We start from the raw sequence: 18,073 nt of genomic DNA, 5'->3' as shown, positions 1-18,073 counted from the left end.
AAGGTTCGTTGTCTTGAGAGGTCGGTCCCGCATTGCGGGGCCGGCTGTCGAACCCGAAACACTTTTGCTGTGACTGCCCGCCCGTAAGCGACCGCTCGTAGAGCGTGATGCATTTTTGCGGAACTGTCTGCGTCATTTGCGAAAGTCGTTGTGAGCCAGGAGGACCAACCCATGACGGGCCAAGCGCGCACCGGCCGGCCAAACCAATGGCTGCGCAATCTGAATTCGAAGATTGCCTCCATCCCGATGATCATCACCTCCGTCGTCATCTTTCTGGGTGGCACCCTGTGGACGGTGTTTTATTCCTTCACCAATTCCAAGCTCCTGCCGCGCCTTTCCTTTGTCGGGCTCGACCAGTACGAGCGCCTCTGGGCGGCACCACGCTGGGTCATGTCGATCCAGAACCTGGCGATCTACGGCCTTTTCTCGCTGATCTTCAGCCTGTTCATCGGCTTCGTGCTGGCGGCTCTGATGGACCAGAAGATCCGCTTCGAGAACACCTTCCGCACCATCTTTCTCTATCCCTTCGCCCTGTCCTTCATCGTCACCGGCCTCGTCTGGCAATGGATCCTCAATCCGGAATTCGGCGTGCAATCCGTGGTGCGGTCGCTCGGCTGGACGAGTTTTGCCTTCGATCCGCTCTACAATTCCGACATTGTCATCTACGGCATCCTGATCGCGGCGCTGTGGCAGGGCACCGGCCTCGTCATGTGCCTGATGCTGGCCGGTCTGCGCGGCATCGACGAGGATATCTGGAAGGCCTCGCGCATCGACGGCATACCCATGTGGCGAACCTATATCTTCATCATCATCCCGATGATGCGCCCGGTGTTCATCACCACGCTGGTGATCATCGCCAGCGGCATCGTCCGCGTCTACGACCTGGTGGTGGCGCAGACCTCCGGCGGTCCCGGCATCGCCTCGGAAGTGCCGGCCAAATATGTCTATGACTACATGTTTCAGGCGCAGAACCTCGGCCAGGGCTTTGCAGCCTCCACCATGATGCTGCTGACGGTCGCCATCATCATCGTGCCCTGGGCCTATCTGGAATTTGGCGGAGGACGTAAACGTGGCTGACATCATCGCTGACAACACCATGGCTGCGGGGCGCAGCGCGCGTATGGCCGAGGGGCCGCGCGGCAAGAAGCCGAAGCGCACCCTCTCGGCCCGCAACATCATGCTCTACGGCACGCTGTTCGTGGCGGCCGCCTATTACCTGCTGCCGCTCTACGTGATGGTCGTGACCTCGTTGAAGGGCATGCCGGAAATCCGGCTCGGCAACATCTTCTCGCCGCCCGTGGAAATCGTCTTCGAGCCCTGGGTCAAGGCCTGGAGCGAGGCCTGCACGGGTCTGAATTGCGACGGCCTGTCGCGCGGCTTCTGGAATTCGGTGCGCATCACCATTCCGTCCACCATCGCGTCGATCGCCATTGCCTCGGTGAACGGCTATGCGCTCGCCAACTGGCGCTTCAAGGGGGCGGAGATCTTCTTCACCATCCTGATCATCGGCGCCTTCATTCCTTATCAGGTGATGATCTACCCGATCGTCATCGTGCTCCGCGAAGTCGGGCTCTACGGCTCGCTGACCGGCCTGATCATCGTGCATTCGATCTTCGGCATGCCGATCCTGACGCTGCTGTTCCGCAACTACTTCGTGTCGCTGCCGGAAGAACTGTTCAAGGCGGCCCGTATCGACGGTGCCGGCTTCTGGCAGATTTTCCTGCAGATCATGGTGCCGATGTCGCTGCCGATCTTCGTCGTCGCGATGATCCTGCAGATCACCGGCATCTGGAACGACTTCCTGTTCGGCGTCGTCTTCACCCGGCCTGAATATTACCCGATGACGGTGCAGCTCAACAACATCGTCAACTCGGTTCAGGGCGTGAAGGAATACAACGTCAACATGGCAGCCACGCTGCTGACCGGCGCCGTTCCGCTCATCGTCTATTTCGTTTCCGGCCGTCTGTTCGTCCGCGGCATCGCTGCCGGCGCAGTCAAGGGTTAAGCCATGACCATCAGTGTATCGATCAAGGACCTCTCGCTCAGCTTCGGTGCCGTCACCGTGCTGAAAACCCTCAACCTCGACATCAAGGATGGCGAATTCCTCGTGCTGCTCGGCTCGTCCGGCTGCGGCAAGTCGACTTTGCTGAACTGCATCGCCGGCCTGCTTGAGCCGACCGAGGGGCAGATCTTCATCAAGGACAAGAACGTCACCTGGGAAGAGCCCAAGGACCGCGGCATCGGCATGGTGTTCCAGTCCTATGCGCTCTATCCGCAGATGACGGTGGAGAAGAATCTGTCCTTCGGCCTGCGCGTCGCCAAGGTGCCGGCCGACAAGATCAAGGAGAAGGTGGCGCGTGCTGCCGAAATCCTGCAGATCGAGGCGCTGCTGAACCGCAAGCCGGGTGAACTCTCGGGCGGCCAGCGCCAGCGCGTCGCCATCGGCCGTGCCCTGGTGCGCGATGTCGATGTCTTCCTGTTCGACGAACCGCTGTCGAACCTCGACGCCAAGCTTCGCTCCGAACTGCGCGTCGAGATCAAGCGGCTGCATCACTCCCTGAAGAACACCATGATCTATGTCACCCATGACCAGATCGAGGCGCTGACGTTGGCCGACCGCATCGCCATCATGAAAAGCGGCGTCATCCAGCAGCTCGACGACCCCATGGTGATCTACAATCGCCCGACCAATCTTTTCGTCGCCGGCTTCATCGGTTCGCCGTCGATGAATTTCCTGAAGGGCGAACTGGTCGAGCGCAACGGCACCGTCGTGTTCGAGACCGGTGGCGTGACCTTCTCGCTGGCCGGATATGATGCCGGTGAGCCCTTGAAGGCAGGCCGCAAGGTGACCCTTGGCGTCCGGCCGGAGCATATCAAGGTGGACGACGACATCCCGGCCGGTGCCGAGATCCATACCGCCGTGGTCGATATCGAGGAGCCGATGGGTGCCGACAACCTGCTCTGGCTGAAACATGCCGGGCATATCATGTCGGTGCGCATCGGCGGCACGCGCCGCTTCGCGCCGGGCGCCTCGGTGCGCCTCAGCTTCGACATGTCGGTCGCCTCGCTGTTCGACGCGGCAACCGAGGAGCGGATCTAAAGCCACTCGACGCGCTTCTGGGAATGAAGCGCCCGCGGCACAACGATCTCCCCCGTGTGGGGGAGATGCCCGGTAGGGCAGAGGGGGGCGAGCTTGCTCCGACATGAATGATCTGGATTGACCCATGACGAATACACCCGAAACACCCAAGACCATCGATCTTTCCGGCACCTGGCAGTTGCGCTCGGTGGATGGCGACCATGCAACGGACATGCGCGTGCCGGGCGACGTGCATTCGGCGCTGCAGGCGGCCGCCATCATCGAGGACCCGTACCAGGGTCGCAACGAGATCGACGTGCAATGGGTGGCAAAGCGCGACTGGGTCCTGGAGCGGAGCTTTACGCTGAGCGACCTCGAGGCCGGCTGGTATCTCGATATCGACTATCTCGACACGGTCGCGGTGGTCTTCGTCAACGATATCCCGGTGCTGTCGGCCGACAATTGTTTTCGCCGCTACCGGCCCGATGTCTCCTCGGCCCTGCAGCCGGGCGACAATACCATTCGCATCCACATCCATTCGAGCATAACCGCCGGCGCCGAGCGCCAGGCTCGCCAGCCGTTCTACGTGCCGTATTCCACCGACAATTCGCCGATTCCCAATGGCAATATGCTGCGCAAGCCGCAATGCCATTTCGGCTGGGACTGGAACATCGCCCTGGCACCGCTCGGTCTTTACGGCACCGTAGCGCTGAAAAAGCTCGACCCGGCCCGCATCGAGCATCTGGTCACCCGCCAGGTCCACCATGGCGACGGCAGCGTCGATCTGCATGTGGCTTTGACGCTCTACTCCGAAGACCCGGCCATCGTGCCGGTGCATTTTGCTCTCGACGGCGAACGGCTCAGGCTCGATTGCGGCATCGGTGCCGGCGAGACGGTGGTCAACCACGTCTTCCACATCGACAGCCCCAGGCTCTGGTGGCCGGCCGGCAGCGGCGAGCAGGCGCTCTATGCGCTTGAGGTCGACATCCCCGGCGAGACCGCCCACCGCCAGATCGGGTTCAGAACCATCGAACTGCTGACCGACAAGGACGAGGCAGGCAGCCGCTTTGCCTTCCGCATCAACGGCCGCGAAATCTTTTGCCGCGGCGCCAACTGGATCCCCGCCGACGCCCTGTTCTCGCGCACCAGCCCGGAAAAGACCGAGGATCTGCTGCGCTCGGCAGTGGACGCCCATATGAACATGATCCGCGTCTGGGGCGGTGGCTTCTACGAACAGGACCATTTCTACGATCTCTGCGACCGGCTCGGCCTGCTGGTCTGGCAGGATTTCATGTTTGCCTGCAATCTCTATCCCTGCACCGAGGATTTCCTGGAAAATGTTGCGGCCGAAGTCGATTATCAGGTCAAGCGGCTGTCGTCCCATGCCTCGATCGCGCTGTGGTGCGGCGATAACGAACTGGTTGGAGCGCTCAATTGGTTCAAGCCATCGCGCGACAACCGCGACCGCTATCTGGTCGCCTATGACCGCCTGAACCGGGTGATCGAGCAGGGGCTGAAGAAGGCCGCGCCTGAGGCCCTGTGGTGGCCGTCGAGCCCGGCGTCCGGCTATCTCGACTACGGCGATGCCTGGCATGCCGATGGTTCGGGCGACATGCATTACTGGTCGGTCTGGCACGAGAACAAGAGCTTTGACAATTACCGGACCGTGCGGCCGCGCTTCTGCTCGGAATTCGGCTTCCAGTCCTATACCTCGCTGCCGGTCATCGAGAGCTTCGCAGCGGCCAAGGACCTGAATATCGCCTCGCCGGTGATCGAGCTGCATCAGAAGAACGCCGGCGGCAACGAGCGCATTGCCGGCACGATGTTCCGCTATTTCCGCTTTCCCAGGGACTTTGCCAATTTCGTCTATCTGAGCCAGATCCAGCAGGGGCTGGCGATCAAGACGGCGGTGGATTTCTGGCGCTCGCTGAAACCCCATTGCATGGGCACGCTCTACTGGCAGCTCAACGACACCTGGCCGGTCGCCTCCTGGGCAAGCCTCGACTACGGCGGCGGCTGGAAGGCAATGCATTATATGGCGCGCCGTTTCTTCCAGCCGGTCGCGGTTGCCGCCATTCCATCGCAGGACGGCCGGTCCATCGCCTTTTCCATGGCCAACGATACGGCCGAACCCCTGACGATCGACATGAATCTCTATGCGCTCACCCTGGAAGGTTTGCGCGTGCCCATGAAGACCGCCAACGACGTCTGCGAACCTGATCGCGCCGGCACGCTGATGACGCTCGACGCGGCAGAGATCAAGCCGGGTCAGTTGATCGCCTGGAGCTTCATCGCCTCGAACGGCATGAGCGGCGAGGGCCATTACGTGCACGGCACCTACAAGGCGCTGGAGCTTCAACCCTCCGGCCTGACGGTCACGGCGGCGGCGCGTGGCGAGACTTACGAGTTGACCATCAGCGCAACGGGCCTTGCCCTGTTCGTGATGATGACAAGCGATGTGCCGGGCCGTTTTTCCGACAATGCCTTCGATCTCACGGCCGGTGAAAGCCGCCGCATCCTGTTCACGCCGTCGGCCGCGATGCCGGGCGGCCTGAAGCCGAAATTTACCGCCTACGATCTCCATTCCTGCCAGCAGGCAGCGTAGGCCATGACCCACCGGAACAAGCAGCATCGGCACCCGACCGTTGCAGCAACCAGTCTTCAGGAGGAGACGATATGACCAAGCTAGGTTTCCAGCTCTACAGCGCCCGCAATTTCCAGCCCTTCAGCGCCATCCTGCCGCTTCTGTCGGAAGCGGGATATGCCTCCGTCGAGGGTTACGGCGCCATGTATGCCGCCGCCGACGAGGCGGGCCTGCAATCCCTGAAGGCCGATCTCGACAAGAACGGCCTGACCATGCCGACCGGCCATTTCGGCCTTGATCTGCTCGAAAGCGATCCGCAGCGCGTCCTGAAGATTGCCGCAACGCTCGGCATCGAGGCGGTCTATTGCCCCTATCTGCTGCCCGACCAGCGGCCGACCGATGCCGCCGGCTGGTTTGCCTTCGGACAGCGCCTGCAGGCGGCCGGCAAGCCGATCCGCGACGCCGGCCTGCGGTTCGGCTGGCACAATCACGATTTCGAATTCGCCACGCTGGAAGACGAATCGACGCCGCAGGAACAGATCTTTGCCGGCGGCCCCGATCTGCTGTGGGAAGCCGATATCGCCTGGATCATCCGCGGCGGCGCCGATCCCTTTGCCTGGATCGAGAGCTATGGCAAACGTATTTCCGCCGTCCACGTCAAGGATATCGCTGCCGCCGGCGAGAACAAGGACGAGGATGGCTGGGCCGATGTCGGCCACGGCACCGTCGACTGGAAGGGCCTAATGGCAGCGCTGAAACCCTACAATGTGCGCGATTTCATCGTCGAGCATGACAATCCGAGCGATATCGGCCGCCTGATCAGCCGCTCCATCGCGGCCTTCAATTCCTATTGATCGAAACCTGATCTGAAAAAACTGGATAGACCCATGACACGCGAACTCGGCGTCGGCATCATCGGATGCGGCAATATCTCGACCACCTATTTTTCGCTGGCCCCGCTGTTCAAGGGGCTGAAGGTGCTGGCCTGCACAGACCTCAACATGAATGCCGCCGAACTCCGGGCGGAGGAATATGGCGTCATCGCCCAGCCGATGGAGGAACTGCTCGCCAACCCGGATCTCGACATCATCGTCAACTTGACGATTCCGGACGCGCATTTCGCGGTTTCGAAGCGCATCCTGGAAGCAGGCAAGCACGTCTATTCGGAAAAACCGCTGGTGCTGAGTCTGGAGGAGGGCGAGGAACTCAGGCGCATTGCCAGGGAAAAGGGCCTCTCCGTCGGCTGCGCACCGGATACGTTTCTCGGCGGTTCGCACCAGCTGGCACGCCAGTTCATCGACCAGGGCGGCATCGGCCGCATCACCTCGGGCACCTGCCATGTGATGAGCCCGGGCATGGAAATGTGGCACCCCAATCCGGACTTCTTCTTCCTGCCCGGCGGTGGACCGATCCTCGACCTCGGACCTTATTATATCGCCAATCTGATCAACCTGATCGGCCCGGTCAAGCGGGCGGCGGCGCTGACCTCGATGGCGTCTGAGACCCGCACGATCACCAGCCAACCCCGTAGCGGAGAGACCATTCCGGTCAAGACGCCGACCAATATCCATGCGCTGCTGGAGTTCCAGAACGGTGCGACGATCACCCTGTCGGCAAGCTGGGATGTCTGGTCGCACCGCCATGCCAATATGGAACTCTACGGCACCGAGGGGTCGCTTTATGTGCCGGACCCCAATTTCTTCGGCGGCACCGTCGAGGCCAGCGGCCGCAACAAGGAGATCGCACCGCTTGCCGACTGGGATCATCCGTTCGGCATCAACAACCAGGAACACGCCAACGGCCCGCGGGCCAATTATCGCACCGCCGGGCTTGCCGACATGGCGCTGGCGATCCTCGGCGGGCGTGATGCGCGCTGCTCGCTGGACCGCGCCCTGCACGGCGTCGATGTGATGGTGTCCATCCTGAAGTCCGGCGAGACGGGTGAATTCGTCACTTTGTCGACCACCTGCACGCAACCAGCGGCGCTCGGGGTAGACGAAGCGCGGGCTTTGCTTAGATAAGGCGTGGCATCGTCCGCATTTAAGAGAGAACCATCCATGAACTATACTCCGGCCGGAAACCGCTATGAGCGGATGACCTACAATCGCTGCGGCAAGAGCGGCCTCAAACTGCCGGCCATTTCGCTTGGCCTCTGGCACAATTTCGGCAATGACACGCCACATGCCACCAAACAGGCGATCTGCCGCACGGCGTTTGATCTCGGCATCACCCATTTTGATCTGGCCAACAATTACGGCCCGCCGGCCGGCAGCGCCGAGACGGCCTTCGGCGAGATCCTCAAAACCGATTTTGCCGGCTACCGCGACCAGATGATCATCTCGTCCAAGGCCGGCTACAACATGTGGCCGGGACCCTATGGCGAATGGGGCAGCCGCAAATACCTGATCGCCTCCTGCGACCAGAGCCTGAAGCGCCTGGGCCTCGATTATGTCGACATTTTCTATTCGCACCGCTTCGATCCCGAGACGCCGCTGGAGGAAACCTGCGCGGCGCTCGATCACATCGTCCGGTCGGGCAGGGCGCTCTATATCGGCATTTCCTCCTATAATTCCAAGCGTACCCGCGAGGCTTACGAGATCCTGAAACGCCTCGGCACGCCGCTTTTGATCCATCAGCCGAGCTATTCGATGATCAACCGCTGGATCGAGGAGGACGGCCTCGTCGATACGCTCGAAGAGCTGGGCGTCGGCTCCATCGTCTTCTCGCCGCTGGCACAGGGCATGCTGACCTCGAAATATCTCGGCGGCATTCCGGAGACCAGCCGCGCGGCCCAGGAGAAGTCGCTCAACAAGGATTTTCTGACCGAACGCAACATCGAGAATATCCGCAAGCTCAACGCCATCGCCGAACGGCGCGGCCAGACCCTGGCGCAGATGGCGCTAGCCTGGGTGTTGCGCGGCGGCCGCATCACCACGGCACTGATCGGTGCCTCGAAACCGTCCCAGGTCGAGGATTGCGTCAAGGCGCTCGACCGGCCGGATTTCACGGCGGAAGAGCTGGCCGAGATCGACGTGCATGCCAGGGATGCCGACATCAACCTCTGGGCTGCGTCTGCCGAACGCAAGGGGCCGGCCAGGAAATAGCATCAGTTAAGTCGTCATGCTCGGGCTTGTCCCGAGCATCTGCCAAGGTCGAAGACGGTTTCGATCTCGGTGGATCCTCGGCACAGGGCCGAGGATGACGGCAGCCGGGATGCCGGCGACAGGGGGCCGGCGCCGGCGGATCATCTCCCCCCATGTGGGGGAGATGTCGGCGTCGCCGACAGAGGGGGGTGCCCCACATATGGAGGATAGAAGGCGCATGATCCAAAACCCCATCCTGCCGGGATTCAATCCCGATCCGTCGATCTGCCGGGTCGGCGAGGACTATTATATCGCCACCTCGACCTTCGAATGGTATCCGGGCGTGCAGATCCATCATTCGCGCGACCTCGCCAACTGGATGCTCAAGCGCCGGCCCTTGGAGCGCAAGAGCCAGCTCGACATGCGCGGCAATCCCGACAGCTGCGGCATCTGGGCGCCGTGCCTTTCCTATGCCGATGGTCTGTTCTGGCTGGTCTATACGGACGTCAAGCGGCTCGACGGCAATTTCAAGGACGCCCATAACTATATCGTCACCTGCCCGACCGTGGATGGCATCTGGTCGGATCCGGTCTATGTCAATTCCTCCGGCTTCGACCCCTCGCTGTTTCACGACGAGGACGGTCGCAAGTGGTTTCTCAACATGCAGTGGAACCACCGCACGGAGAGCTATGGCGGCTCGCCGAAGCATCCGGCCTTCGACGGTATCCTGTGCCAAGAATGGGATCCGCAGGAGAAGACGCTTGTCGGCCCGATCAAGAATATTTTCGCCGGCAGCCCGCTCGGTTTGGTCGAAGGGCCACATCTGTTCAAGCGCAACGGCTGGTACTACCTGACCACCGCCGAAGGCGGCACCGGCTACGATCATGCCGTGACCATGGCCCGCTCAAGGCGCATCGAGGGTCCGTATGAGATGCATCCCGACATCCATCTCATCACGTCGAAGGATCACCCGGAAGCCCCATTGCAGCGGGCCGGCCATGGCCAGTATGTCGAGACGCCGGACGGTCAGGCCTATCACACCCATCTCTGCGGTCGTCCCCTGGCGCCGAAGCGGCGCTGCACGCTGGGTCGCGAAACCGCCTTGCAGAAATGCGTCTGGAAAGACGATGACTGGCTCTATCTGCAGCACGGCGGTCCCGTGCCGGCACTCAAGGTCGAGGCGCCCGGTGGCGCATCCTCTGCAGTAAAGACGGCGCCGGTGCGTACCGACTTCGACAGCGCGGACTTACCGATGGACTTTCAGTGGCTGCGCAGCCCCGAGCCCGATCGCCTGTTCAGCCTCAAGGCGAGGGCCGGGCATCTGCGCCTGTTCGGCCGCGAGAGCATCGGCTCGTGGTTCGAGCAGTCGCTGGTCGCCCGCCGCCAGGAGCATCATCGTTTCCGCGCCCTGACCGTCGTCGATTTTGTGCCCGATACCTATCAGCAGGCGGCGGGCCTCACCCATTACTACAACCGCCACAAGTTCCATGCTTTGGCAGTCACCCTGCATGAAAAGCTCGGACGGGTGGTCACCATCTTCTCCTGCCCGGGCGATTTTCCCCATAGCCGCATGCAGTTTCCAGCCGACAATGGCGTGCCCGTGCCGGAGGGGCCGGTCGAGCTGTCGATGGAGATTTCCGATAATGACCTGCGGTTCGCCTGGCGTCCGGCCGGGTTCAATGACTGGCAGCCGATCGGGCCGGTGCTCGACGCCGGCGTGATTTCCGATGAGGGTGGCCGTGGCGAACACGGGTCCTTCACCGGCGCCTTTGCCGGACTATTCGCCTTCGATACCAGCGGACGCGGCAAACCGGCCGATTTCGATCACTTCACCTACGAGCCGCTTTGAAACTACAGGAAAGGTTCCTCGCGCGGCGCCAGCGCCGGCACGTCGAAATGCTCGGGCGCCAGGCCCTGGCGCGCCCGGTCCGCCATGGTCTCGAAGGCCGTTTCCAGATGCCGGCAGAATCGCTCGGCATCGAACAGCGGCGCGCGGAACCGATTGTAGGCGAGCTTTTCGCGGATCGCGGTGATGCGGCCCGGCTCGTTGACGATGGCAGTGCAGAGCGTCACGAATGCCTCGGCATCCTTGGCGACCAGATCCGCAAGGCCGACGGCGTTCAGCAGGCTTTCCGACACGCGCGAGGCAAAATTGCTGCCCTTGAACGTGACGACCGGCACACCGGCCCACAGCATGTCCGAGGTCGTCGTATGGCCGTTATAGGGAAAGCTGTCGAGGCCGAGATCGGCCGCCTGCGCCCGCGCCATATGGGCGGCATAGGCCATTTTTGGCGCAAACAGGAACTGGTTGGGTTTGACGCCGAGCCGGCGGAACTGATCGGCGGTGTTCTGGCGCGCCGTGTTGCCGTTGACCATCAGCCACAGCATGGCGTCGGGATTGGCCCGCAGCACGGCCGCCCAATGCGCCATGGTTTCCGGTGAATTCTTGCGCTGGCTGTTGAAGGCGCAGAACACGAAACGGTCGGTCGGCAGACCATAGGCACGCCGCGAGGCCGGCATGGGCGAGACCCGGTGCACGGGGTCGTTCGGCTGGTAGGTTTCCGGCAAGCGGCAGAATCTCTCGTGATAGTGGGGTTTCGAACTGTCCGGCAGCACAAAGGGATCGCCGATCACATAGTCGCAGCCGACATTCACGCAACTGCCCGGAAAGCCCAGCCATTGCACATGCACCGGCGCCACCGGCTGGTTCATCAGCTGCGACCGGGTGTGGCTGGTATGGCCCTTGAGATCGACGAGGATGTCGATGTTGCGGGCGCGGATCGCCCTGATCGCCTCGGCATCGTCCATCGCCTCGATGCGCACGATCCGTCCCCAGCTCTGGCGGTTGCCGCCGTCGAAGGCAATGAAGCGTTCCGGCGTGTAGCAGAACAGCGTCACCTCGAAACGATCGGGGTCATGGGCCGTCAGCACGCTCTGGAACAGCCGCATCGTGGCATGGTCGTCCCACAGATCGTTGGAGAGATAGCCGATGCGGATCTTGTCGCCCCAGCGATGCGGCATGGCGCGGCGCCGGGCTGCGGCATCGCTCGGAGGCGGCGCGACGGGAACATTGCTGGCCAGCCGATTGAGCGCCTCGTCGCCAAGCCACATGAGATTGTAGTGCGGCGTCTCGGCGGCAAGGGCCGCGGTCCGGCCCTCGGCAAGCTCCAGCCGCAAGGCGGCTTCCTCGGTCTCCAGCACCTCGAAATCGCAGAACTCGCGGGCAAAGGCCAAAAGCGACATCCGGATATGGGCATCGTCAGGATGCAGCCGGCGCAGCTTCTTGTAGAGGATGAGGTTGTTCTCGTTGCGCTTATCGCCGCCGATCAGTTCTGCCGCCAGCACCAGATGCGCCGGGTCGTCGCTCGCCACCAGATCGTTCTTCATGGCGTCGACGAAGGTGTCGCGGCCCATCCGCCGCGTCACGGAAATCAGGATATAGGCTGCTTCCGGATCGTCCTGAACCCGGCCACGCAGGTCAAGCGCCAGCGCCGCGGCCTTGTCGGCGTCGCCAGCGTCGAAATAGAGCCGCGCGGCCCGGCGCAGGTGCGTTTCCGGCGAATCGCTGTCGCGCCGGGCTGCGTGTTCGAAGGTCTCTGCCGCAGCGGTCGGCAGGCCGAGCTTCAACAGCGTCTCGGCCAGCAGCAGCACGGGGGCAAGGTCGGGGGAGGTGGCGATCAGTCCGTTCAGCGCCGTCAGCGCATCGTTATACGCACCGGCGTCGAAGGCGGCGCGCGCGTCCGCAAGGTTGTCGTTGAAAGGCAAGCCGATTCTCCCGGATCATCGCTGCGATGGACTGCCAAGCTAGGCAGTAAGCCTTGTGCAAAGCTAACCCGGAAAGTCCTTGGCAAAGACCGGAACGGGCGCGTTCCGATCTTACGGCACGGCGTTATGCACGGGTCCAGGCCGCAAAGGGATCGGCCATGTGTTTCCAGCGATCCGGATGAAAGCCTTGCGTGTCGACGAGACAGGCATCCAGCAATTCCGTGATCTCGACCTCGTTCATCGGGTCGCTGCCGATGAACACGATCTCCTGGCGCCGGTCTCCCCAGATTGGGTCGAGATAGGGTGACATGGCCCGCAGGAAGTCCGGATTGTCCGGCCATTGCACACGTGGCACGGAGGCCCACCAGAGCCCCATGCGCCCGGTGCGCACCAGCGGCCCCGCCTGGCTGATCTCCCCGACATGATGAGGCCGGGTTGCCAGCCAGAAGAAGCCCTTGGCACGGATCACGCCCGGCCAGACGCTGTCGATGAAGGTTTGGAACTTTGCCGGATCGAACGGCGCGCGTGCCCGATAGACGAAGGAGCGGATGCCATATTCCTCCGTCTCCGGCACATGGTCCTTAAAGCCGTGCAACTCCTTGAACCACAGCGGATGGGTCTCCGCCTTGGTGATGTCGAACAGGCCTGTGCCGAGAATGTCGACCGGCTTTACCATGCCGAAATCGGTCTCGATGATCCGGGCATCTGGATTGAGGCCGGTCACGATCTTGCGGGCGGCGTCGAGTGTCTCGAGCGTTGCGATGCCCACCTTGTTGAGGATGACGATATCGGCGAATTCGATCTGCTCGACCAGCAGATCGACCAGCGTGCGGTTATCTTCGTCGTCCGCGGTCTCGCCGCGGTCGGCGAGAAAATCGGCCGAGCTGTAGTCGCGCAGCAGATTGGCCGCATCGACCACGGTGACCATCGTATCGAGGCGGGCGATATCCGACAGGCTGTGGCCGTCCTCGTCGCGGTAGTCGAAGGTGGTGGCGATCGGCAGCGGTTCGGCGATGCCGGTCGCCTCGATCAGCAGATAGTCGAACCGGTTCATCGCCGCCAGCTTGCGCACTTCGGTCAATAGATCTTCGCGCAGCGTGCAACAGATGCAGCCATTGCTCATTTCCACCAGTTGCTCGTCGGTGCGCGACAGATTGGCGCCGCCCTCGCGCACCAGCGCCGCATCGATATTCACCTCGCTCATGTCGTTGACGATCACCGCCACCTTCAGCGCACTGCGATGGGAGAGCACATGATTGAGCAGGGTGGTCTTACCGGCGCCAAGAAAACCCGACAGGACTGTCACGGGCAGTTTGTCTATGGCTGACATTCGATTTCACCTCGATTGTAATAGTATTACATCTGTGTATCTGAAAAAGGCGGGCATGTTGGCCCGCCTTGTTGATGAAGCGCTTGCTCAGTTGGTCTGCGACAGGCAATTGACCAGCGACGTACCGATGCCGCGCATCAGTTGGAAATAGAGATCCGGACCGGCCTCAAGGGTCGCTGCTTCCGGGTCGAGCGTGCCGGCCTTGGCCGGTGTGCCTTCGGTCACCACCTTGACCAGTTTCGGTTCGAACTGCGGTTCGGCGAACACGCAGGTCGCGCCAAGCTCGATCACCTTCTTGTGGATCTCCGAAATCCGCTCGGCGCCCGGCGTTGCCTCCGGGCTCACCGTGATCGATCCGGCCACCCGGATCCCGTAGCGGTGCTCGAAATACTGATAGGCATCATGGAAGACCACGAAGGGCTTGTCTTTGATCGGCGCAACGGTGGCCTTGAGTTCCGTGTCGAGTGCGTCCAGCCTGTCGGACAGCGCCTTGGCATTCGCGTGATAGGTCGCGGCATTGTCCGGATCGGCAGCCGACAGGGTCTTTTCGATGTCGGCCGTCATCGCCTTGGCGTTGATCGGATCGAGCCAGAGATGCATGTCCTGGCCGCCATGCTCATGGTCGTGCTCACCATGACCTTCCTCGGCGTGACCTGCCTCGGCTGTGTCATGATCATGGCCTGCTTCAGCGGCATGATCGTCATGGTCTTCATGCTCGTCGCCATCATCATGCGCCTCGAAAGCGCCGCCTTCGCGAAACGGCAGGGTCGTCACACCGGGCGCCTCTTCGAGCTCCACCACGGTCGCCTTGCCGGCGAGCGCCTCAAGCGGCTTTTCGAGGAAGGCCTCCAGGCCGTGTCCCACCCAGAACACCACATTGGCATTCTGCAGCGCGCGGGCGTTCGATGGCTTCAGCGTATAGGTATGGGGCGAGGCGGCCCCTTCGACGATCAGCTTCGGCTCGCCGACGCCGTCCATCACGGCTGCGACCAGCGAGTGGATCGGCTTGATCGACACGACGACCTCGGGCGCCGCCGCCAGTGCCAAAGACGGCAGGAGCGACAGACCGGCCACGCCGGCCAGCAGGGACAGTTTCGAGTGGGGCATCGGGTTACTCCGGCTTGATATGAGGGTGTAATGTTATTACATCAATTGCGTTATGCTATAACGTGTGCCATAGCCTCATGCAACAGCGAAAATTTGGAAAATCCATGGACGCTCCGCGATCACTTCGTCAGACGCCGCTCGTTTCCCTCACCAATGCCGGCATTTCGCGTGGCGGACGCTGGTTGGTGCGCGGTGTCGAGTTTTCGGTCAGCCCCGGCGAGATCGTCACCCTGATCGGCCCGAACGGTTCCGGCAAATCCACCAGCGCCAAGATGGCGATCGGCGTTCTGGAGCCGAGCGAGGGCAGGGTGGAGCGCCGCCCCGGCTTCAAGGTCGGCTATGTGCCGCAGAAGCTGGCTGTCGACTGGACCATGCCTCTGACCGTGCGCCGGCTGATGACGCTGACGGGCAAGCTTGCCACCCGTGAGGTCGACGAGGTGCTCGACTCCGTCGGCATTGCCCATCTGGCCGGCGCCGAGGTGCAGAACCTGTCCGGCGGCGAGTTCCAGCGTGCGCTGCTGGCGCGGGCGATCGCCCGCAAGCCCGAACTGCTGGTGCTCGATGAACCGGTCCAGGGCGTCGATTTTACCGGCGAGATCGCGCTCTACAATCTGATCACCTCGATTCGCGACCGCACCGGCTGCGGCATCCTGCTGATTTCCCATGATCTGCATGTGGTGATGGCCGAGACCGACACGGTGATCTGCCTCAACGGCCATGTCTGCTGCCGCGGCACGCCCGAGGCTGTCAGCCAGAGCCCGGAATATACCCGGCTGTTCGGCGCCGCCGCCGGCCGGACGCTGGCGGTCTACAATCACCATCACGACCACACCCATCTGCCCGACGGCCGCGTCCAGCATGAGGACGGCACGGTCACCGACCATTGCCATCCGGATGACGGTCATCACCACGATCATGACCATGCACATGCTCACGATCATGATCATCACGACCATGGACACGATCACGATCATGCCGCCGCTCCAAAGCACGAGGACCATCCCCATGCTTGACGATTTCTTCATCCGCGCTCTTCTGGCGGGAATTGGCCTGGCGCTGACCGTCGGGCCGCTCGGCTGTTTCGTCATCTGGCGGCGCATGGCCTATTTCGGCGATACCATGGCCCATTCGGCGCTGCTCGGCGTGGCGCTGTCGCTGCTCTTTTCGCTTAACCTGATGGTCAGCGTCTTCCTGGTCGCGGCGCTCGTCTCGCTGCTGCTGATGGCCCTGCAGCGCCGCCAGGGCCTGTCGGCCGATGCGCTGCTCGGCATCCTGAGCCACTCGACCCTGGCCATCGGCCTCGTGCTGGTCGCCTTCATGACCTGGGTGCGCATCGACCTGATCGCCTTCCTGTTCGGCGATATCCTCGCCGTGACGCCGACCGATGTGGCGATCATCTGGATCGGCGGCCTGTTCGTCATTGGCGTGATTGCCATGCTCTGGCGCCCCTTGCTGGCCTCCACCGTCAATGCCGAACTGGCCGAGGCGGAAGGCATGAAGCCCGAGCGCGCCCGCCTGATTTTCATGCTGCTGATGGCGCTGGTCATTGCCATCGCCATGAAGATCGTCGGCATCATGCTGATCACCGCGCTGTTGATCATCCCGGCCGCCGCCGCCCGCCGCTTTGCCGCAACGCCGGAAATGATGGCGGTCTATGCCTCGCTGATCGGCGCCGTCGCGGTGGTCGGCGGCCTGTTCGGATCGCTGAGCTATGATACGCCATCCGGTCCCTCGATCGTGGTGGCGGCGCTGATCCTGTTTGTCGTAAGCCTGCTGCCGTTTGCCCGAAAGCGGTCCGATGGCGCGGTCCTGAAAGGATAAAACACGATGACGATACCGAAGCTGACACGTAACCAATCGCTGGTCTTCGGCGCGCTCGAAACCGCAGAGGGCCCGCTTTCGGCCTATACCATTCTGGACAAGCTGCGCGACAACGGCTTTCGCGCGCCTTTGCAGGTGTACCGGGCACTGGAGAAGCTGCTGGAACTGGGTCTCGTGCACCGGCTGGAAAGCATCAACGCCTTCGTCGCCTGCTCCCATCCGCAGGACAATTGCGGCAGCCACGGCACGGTGGCCTTTGCCATCTGCAACGGCTGCGGCCAGGTCATCGAATTCCATGATCACGCCCTTGATCATCGCCTGGCCGATTGGGCCAAGGGTCAGCATTTCAAGGCGGAAAAGACGACGATCGAAATCCGCGGCCTGTGCCAAGCCTGCGCCTGAGCCTGAGCGAACAGGAACCGTTCAAAGCTGGCGCAACTCTTTCGAAAATCGCTGCCAATTGCCGATATAGCTGGCGGCCGAGCGTCTGAGCCCGGCAATGGCGGCCTCGTCGAGCACGCGGATGGCGCGGGCCGGTGAACCGACGATCAGCGAATTGTCGGGAAATTCCTTGCCCTCGGTGACCAGCGCATTGGCGCCCACCAGGCAATTGGCGCCGATCCTGACGCCGTTCAAAACCGTGGCGCCCATGCCGATCAACGAATTGTCGCCGATCGTGCAGCCATGCACGATGGCATGATGGCCGATCGTGCAGCCCGTGCCGATGGTAACGGGAAAGCCGGGATCGACATGCACCATGACACCCTCCTGGATATTGGTGCCGGCGCCGACGGTGATCGGCTCGTTGTCGCCGCGCAGCACCGCGCCGAACCACACGCCGACATCCTCGCCGAGTTCGACCCGCCCGATCACATGGGCGTCCGGGGCGATCCAGAACCGGTCGGTTTTCGGTGTTTTGGGCTCATGGGCACCAAGAGCGTAAAGCGGCATATATCCCTCCCGGAAAATGCAAAAGGCCGCCATCGAATGAGGCGGCCGTTTGATCAGTGCGGACCTTAGGCAGATTACGGTCAACGAAGCCGGATGACAACCGGATAGCGTCCGGACTGCTTGCCGACATGCAGGTGAATGCGGGCCTCCGGCTGCGAATAGCGCCAGGCGCGGGCACCATGGCAGATCAGCAGATTCATCAGGTCCTTGGTGCGCGACCGCGACCGGTTGAGGCCGAAATCCGCAAGCCGGACCGCGGCCTCGTGCAGCGGGTTGAGGGCCAGACGCGGATTGCGTCTGGAACGGTCCGGCAGGTTGCCGATGTCCAAGTGGTCTTCATTCAGTGCCATGAC

16 protein-coding genes are annotated in these 18,073 nt (G+C 62.4%); 11 read left to right on the top strand and 5 right to left on the bottom strand.

The window, feature by feature from the left end; all coding sequences use genetic code 11:
• The first annotated feature begins 171 nt into the window (after window positions 1–171).
• The 8 genes from HFC70_RS15825 (at window position 172) to HFC70_RS15790 (ending at window position 10,595) form a co-directional block, all read left to right on the top strand.
• Entirely contained in the window at window positions 172–1,077 is a 906-nt protein-coding gene (locus HFC70_RS15825) for a carbohydrate ABC transporter permease (protein ID WP_168474231.1), read from the top strand.
• Window positions 1,070–2,005 carry a carbohydrate ABC transporter permease gene (locus tag HFC70_RS15820; RefSeq protein ID WP_168474230.1) on the top strand — a complete coding sequence of 312 codons (936 nt, stop codon included), beginning with the start codon at window positions 1,070–1,072 and terminating at the stop codon, window positions 2,003–2,005. Before HFC70_RS15825 ends, HFC70_RS15820 begins: the two co-directional genes overlap by 8 nt.
• A 3-nt stretch (window positions 2,006–2,008) precedes the next feature.
• The gene (locus tag HFC70_RS15815) at window positions 2,009–3,100 is read left to right on the top strand and encodes an ABC transporter ATP-binding protein (RefSeq protein WP_168474229.1); all 1,092 of its coding nucleotides are present in this window, start codon (window positions 2,009–2,011) and stop codon (window positions 3,098–3,100) included.
• 124 nt (window positions 3,101–3,224) lie between these two features.
• Window positions 3,225–5,684: a glycoside hydrolase family 2 protein gene (locus HFC70_RS15810; RefSeq protein WP_168474228.1), complete on the top strand. Its 2,460-nt coding sequence runs from the start codon at window positions 3,225–3,227 to the stop codon at window positions 5,682–5,684.
• Window positions 5,685–5,755: 71 nt separating this feature from the next.
• Entirely contained in the window at window positions 5,756–6,517 is a 762-nt protein-coding gene (locus HFC70_RS15805) for a sugar phosphate isomerase/epimerase (RefSeq protein WP_168474227.1), read from the top strand.
• A 33-nt stretch (window positions 6,518–6,550) separates the two neighbouring features.
• Entirely contained in the window at window positions 6,551–7,684 is a 1,134-nt protein-coding gene (locus HFC70_RS15800) for a Gfo/Idh/MocA family protein (protein WP_168474226.1), read from the top strand.
• Between the two features lie 36 nt (window positions 7,685–7,720).
• Window positions 7,721–8,767, top strand: a complete 1,047-nt coding sequence (gene mgrA, locus HFC70_RS15795) for an L-glyceraldehyde 3-phosphate reductase (RefSeq protein ID WP_168474225.1) — start codon at window positions 7,721–7,723, stop codon at window positions 8,765–8,767.
• 217 nt (window positions 8,768–8,984) lie between these two features.
• Window positions 8,985–10,595, top strand: coding sequence for a glycoside hydrolase family 43 protein (locus HFC70_RS15790; RefSeq protein ID WP_168474224.1), 1,611 nt, complete (start codon window positions 8,985–8,987; stop codon window positions 10,593–10,595).
• Window positions 10,596–10,597: 2 nt separating this feature from the next.
• Here HFC70_RS15790 and HFC70_RS15785 read toward each other — a convergent pair whose 3' ends face one another.
• The 3 genes from HFC70_RS15785 to znuA form a co-directional block, all read right to left on the bottom strand.
• Window positions 10,598–12,511 (bottom strand): tetratricopeptide repeat protein, encoded by a 1,914-nt coding sequence (locus tag HFC70_RS15785; protein WP_246735810.1) that lies wholly within the window; start codon window positions 12,509–12,511, stop codon window positions 10,598–10,600.
• A gap of 124 nt (window positions 12,512–12,635) precedes the next feature.
• Window positions 12,636–13,841 (bottom strand): GTP-binding protein, encoded by a 1,206-nt coding sequence (locus tag HFC70_RS15780; RefSeq protein ID WP_168474223.1) that lies wholly within the window; start codon window positions 13,839–13,841, stop codon window positions 12,636–12,638.
• A gap of 87 nt (window positions 13,842–13,928) precedes the next feature.
• On the bottom strand, window positions 13,929–14,948 hold the full coding sequence (gene znuA, locus HFC70_RS15775) for a zinc ABC transporter substrate-binding protein ZnuA (RefSeq protein WP_168474222.1): 1,020 nt from the start codon (window positions 14,946–14,948) through the stop codon (window positions 13,929–13,931).
• Window positions 14,949–15,052: 104 nt separating this feature from the next.
• Between znuA and HFC70_RS15770 the strand changes: the two genes are divergently transcribed.
• Genes HFC70_RS15770 through HFC70_RS15760 form a run of 3 tightly spaced genes read left to right on the top strand, consistent with a single transcriptional unit; the run spans window position 15,053 to window position 17,171 of the window.
• Window positions 15,053–15,961 (top strand): metal ABC transporter ATP-binding protein, encoded by a 909-nt coding sequence (locus HFC70_RS15770; protein ID WP_168474221.1) that lies wholly within the window; start codon window positions 15,053–15,055, stop codon window positions 15,959–15,961.
• Window positions 15,954–16,769: a zinc ABC transporter permease subunit ZnuB gene (gene znuB, locus HFC70_RS15765; RefSeq protein WP_168474220.1), complete on the top strand. Its 816-nt coding sequence runs from the start codon at window positions 15,954–15,956 to the stop codon at window positions 16,767–16,769. Before HFC70_RS15770 ends, znuB begins: the two co-directional genes overlap by 8 nt.
• Window positions 16,770–16,775: 6 nt before the next feature.
• Window positions 16,776–17,171: a Fur family transcriptional regulator gene (locus HFC70_RS15760; protein WP_168474219.1), complete on the top strand. Its 396-nt coding sequence runs from the start codon at window positions 16,776–16,778 to the stop codon at window positions 17,169–17,171.
• 21 nt (window positions 17,172–17,192) lie between these two features.
• Here HFC70_RS15760 and HFC70_RS15755 read toward each other — a convergent pair whose 3' ends face one another.
• Together HFC70_RS15755 and HFC70_RS15750 are read right to left on the bottom strand one after the other, a co-directional pair.
• On the bottom strand, window positions 17,193–17,720 hold the full coding sequence (locus tag HFC70_RS15755) for a gamma carbonic anhydrase family protein (protein WP_168474218.1): 528 nt from the start codon (window positions 17,718–17,720) through the stop codon (window positions 17,193–17,195).
• 80 nt (window positions 17,721–17,800) lie between these two features.
• The gene (locus HFC70_RS15750) at window positions 17,801–18,070 is read right to left on the bottom strand and encodes a hypothetical protein (RefSeq protein WP_168474217.1); all 270 of its coding nucleotides are present in this window, start codon (window positions 18,068–18,070) and stop codon (window positions 17,801–17,803) included.
• Window positions 18,071–18,073 lie beyond the last annotated feature (3 nt).

Source organism: Agrobacterium sp. a22-2 (assembly GCF_012276985.1).
GTDB lineage: Bacteria > Pseudomonadota > Alphaproteobacteria > Rhizobiales > Rhizobiaceae > Allorhizobium.
The sequence above is the reverse complement of the archived record's forward strand: the minus strand, read 5'-3'. Positions and strand labels throughout refer to the sequence as shown.

Bases quoted from the DNA above. Each gene is read 5' to 3' on its own strand.
- znuB (WP_168474220.1), top strand. From the start codon at position 15,954: ATGCTTGACGATTTCTTCATCCGCGCTCTTCTGGCGGGAATTGGCCTG.
- HFC70_RS15815 (WP_168474229.1), top strand. From the start codon at position 2,009: ATGACCATCAGTGTATCGATCAAGGACCTCTCGCTCAGCTTCGGTGCC.
- HFC70_RS15760 (WP_168474219.1), top strand. From the start codon at position 16,776: ATGACGATACCGAAGCTGACACGTAACCAATCGCTGGTCTTCGGCGCG.
- HFC70_RS15805 (WP_168474227.1), top strand. From the start codon at position 5,756: ATGACCAAGCTAGGTTTCCAGCTCTACAGCGCCCGCAATTTCCAGCCC.
- HFC70_RS15750 (WP_168474217.1), bottom strand. From the start codon at position 18,070: ATGGCACTGAATGAAGACCACTTGGACATCGGCAACCTGCCGGACCGT.
- HFC70_RS15825 (WP_168474231.1), top strand. From the start codon at position 172: ATGACGGGCCAAGCGCGCACCGGCCGGCCAAACCAATGGCTGCGCAAT.
- znuA (WP_168474222.1), bottom strand. From the start codon at position 14,948: ATGCCCCACTCGAAACTGTCCCTGCTGGCCGGCGTGGCCGGTCTGTCG.
- HFC70_RS15780 (WP_168474223.1), bottom strand. From the start codon at position 13,841: ATGTCAGCCATAGACAAACTGCCCGTGACAGTCCTGTCGGGTTTTCTT.
- mgrA (WP_168474225.1), top strand. From the start codon at position 7,721: ATGAACTATACTCCGGCCGGAAACCGCTATGAGCGGATGACCTACAAT.
- HFC70_RS15810 (WP_168474228.1), top strand. From the start codon at position 3,225: ATGACGAATACACCCGAAACACCCAAGACCATCGATCTTTCCGGCACC.
- HFC70_RS15770 (WP_168474221.1), top strand. From the start codon at position 15,053: ATGGACGCTCCGCGATCACTTCGTCAGACGCCGCTCGTTTCCCTCACC.
- HFC70_RS15755 (WP_168474218.1), bottom strand. From the start codon at position 17,720: ATGCCGCTTTACGCTCTTGGTGCCCATGAGCCCAAAACACCGAAAACC.
- HFC70_RS15800 (WP_168474226.1), top strand. From the start codon at position 6,551: ATGACACGCGAACTCGGCGTCGGCATCATCGGATGCGGCAATATCTCG.
- HFC70_RS15790 (WP_168474224.1), top strand. From the start codon at position 8,985: ATGATCCAAAACCCCATCCTGCCGGGATTCAATCCCGATCCGTCGATC.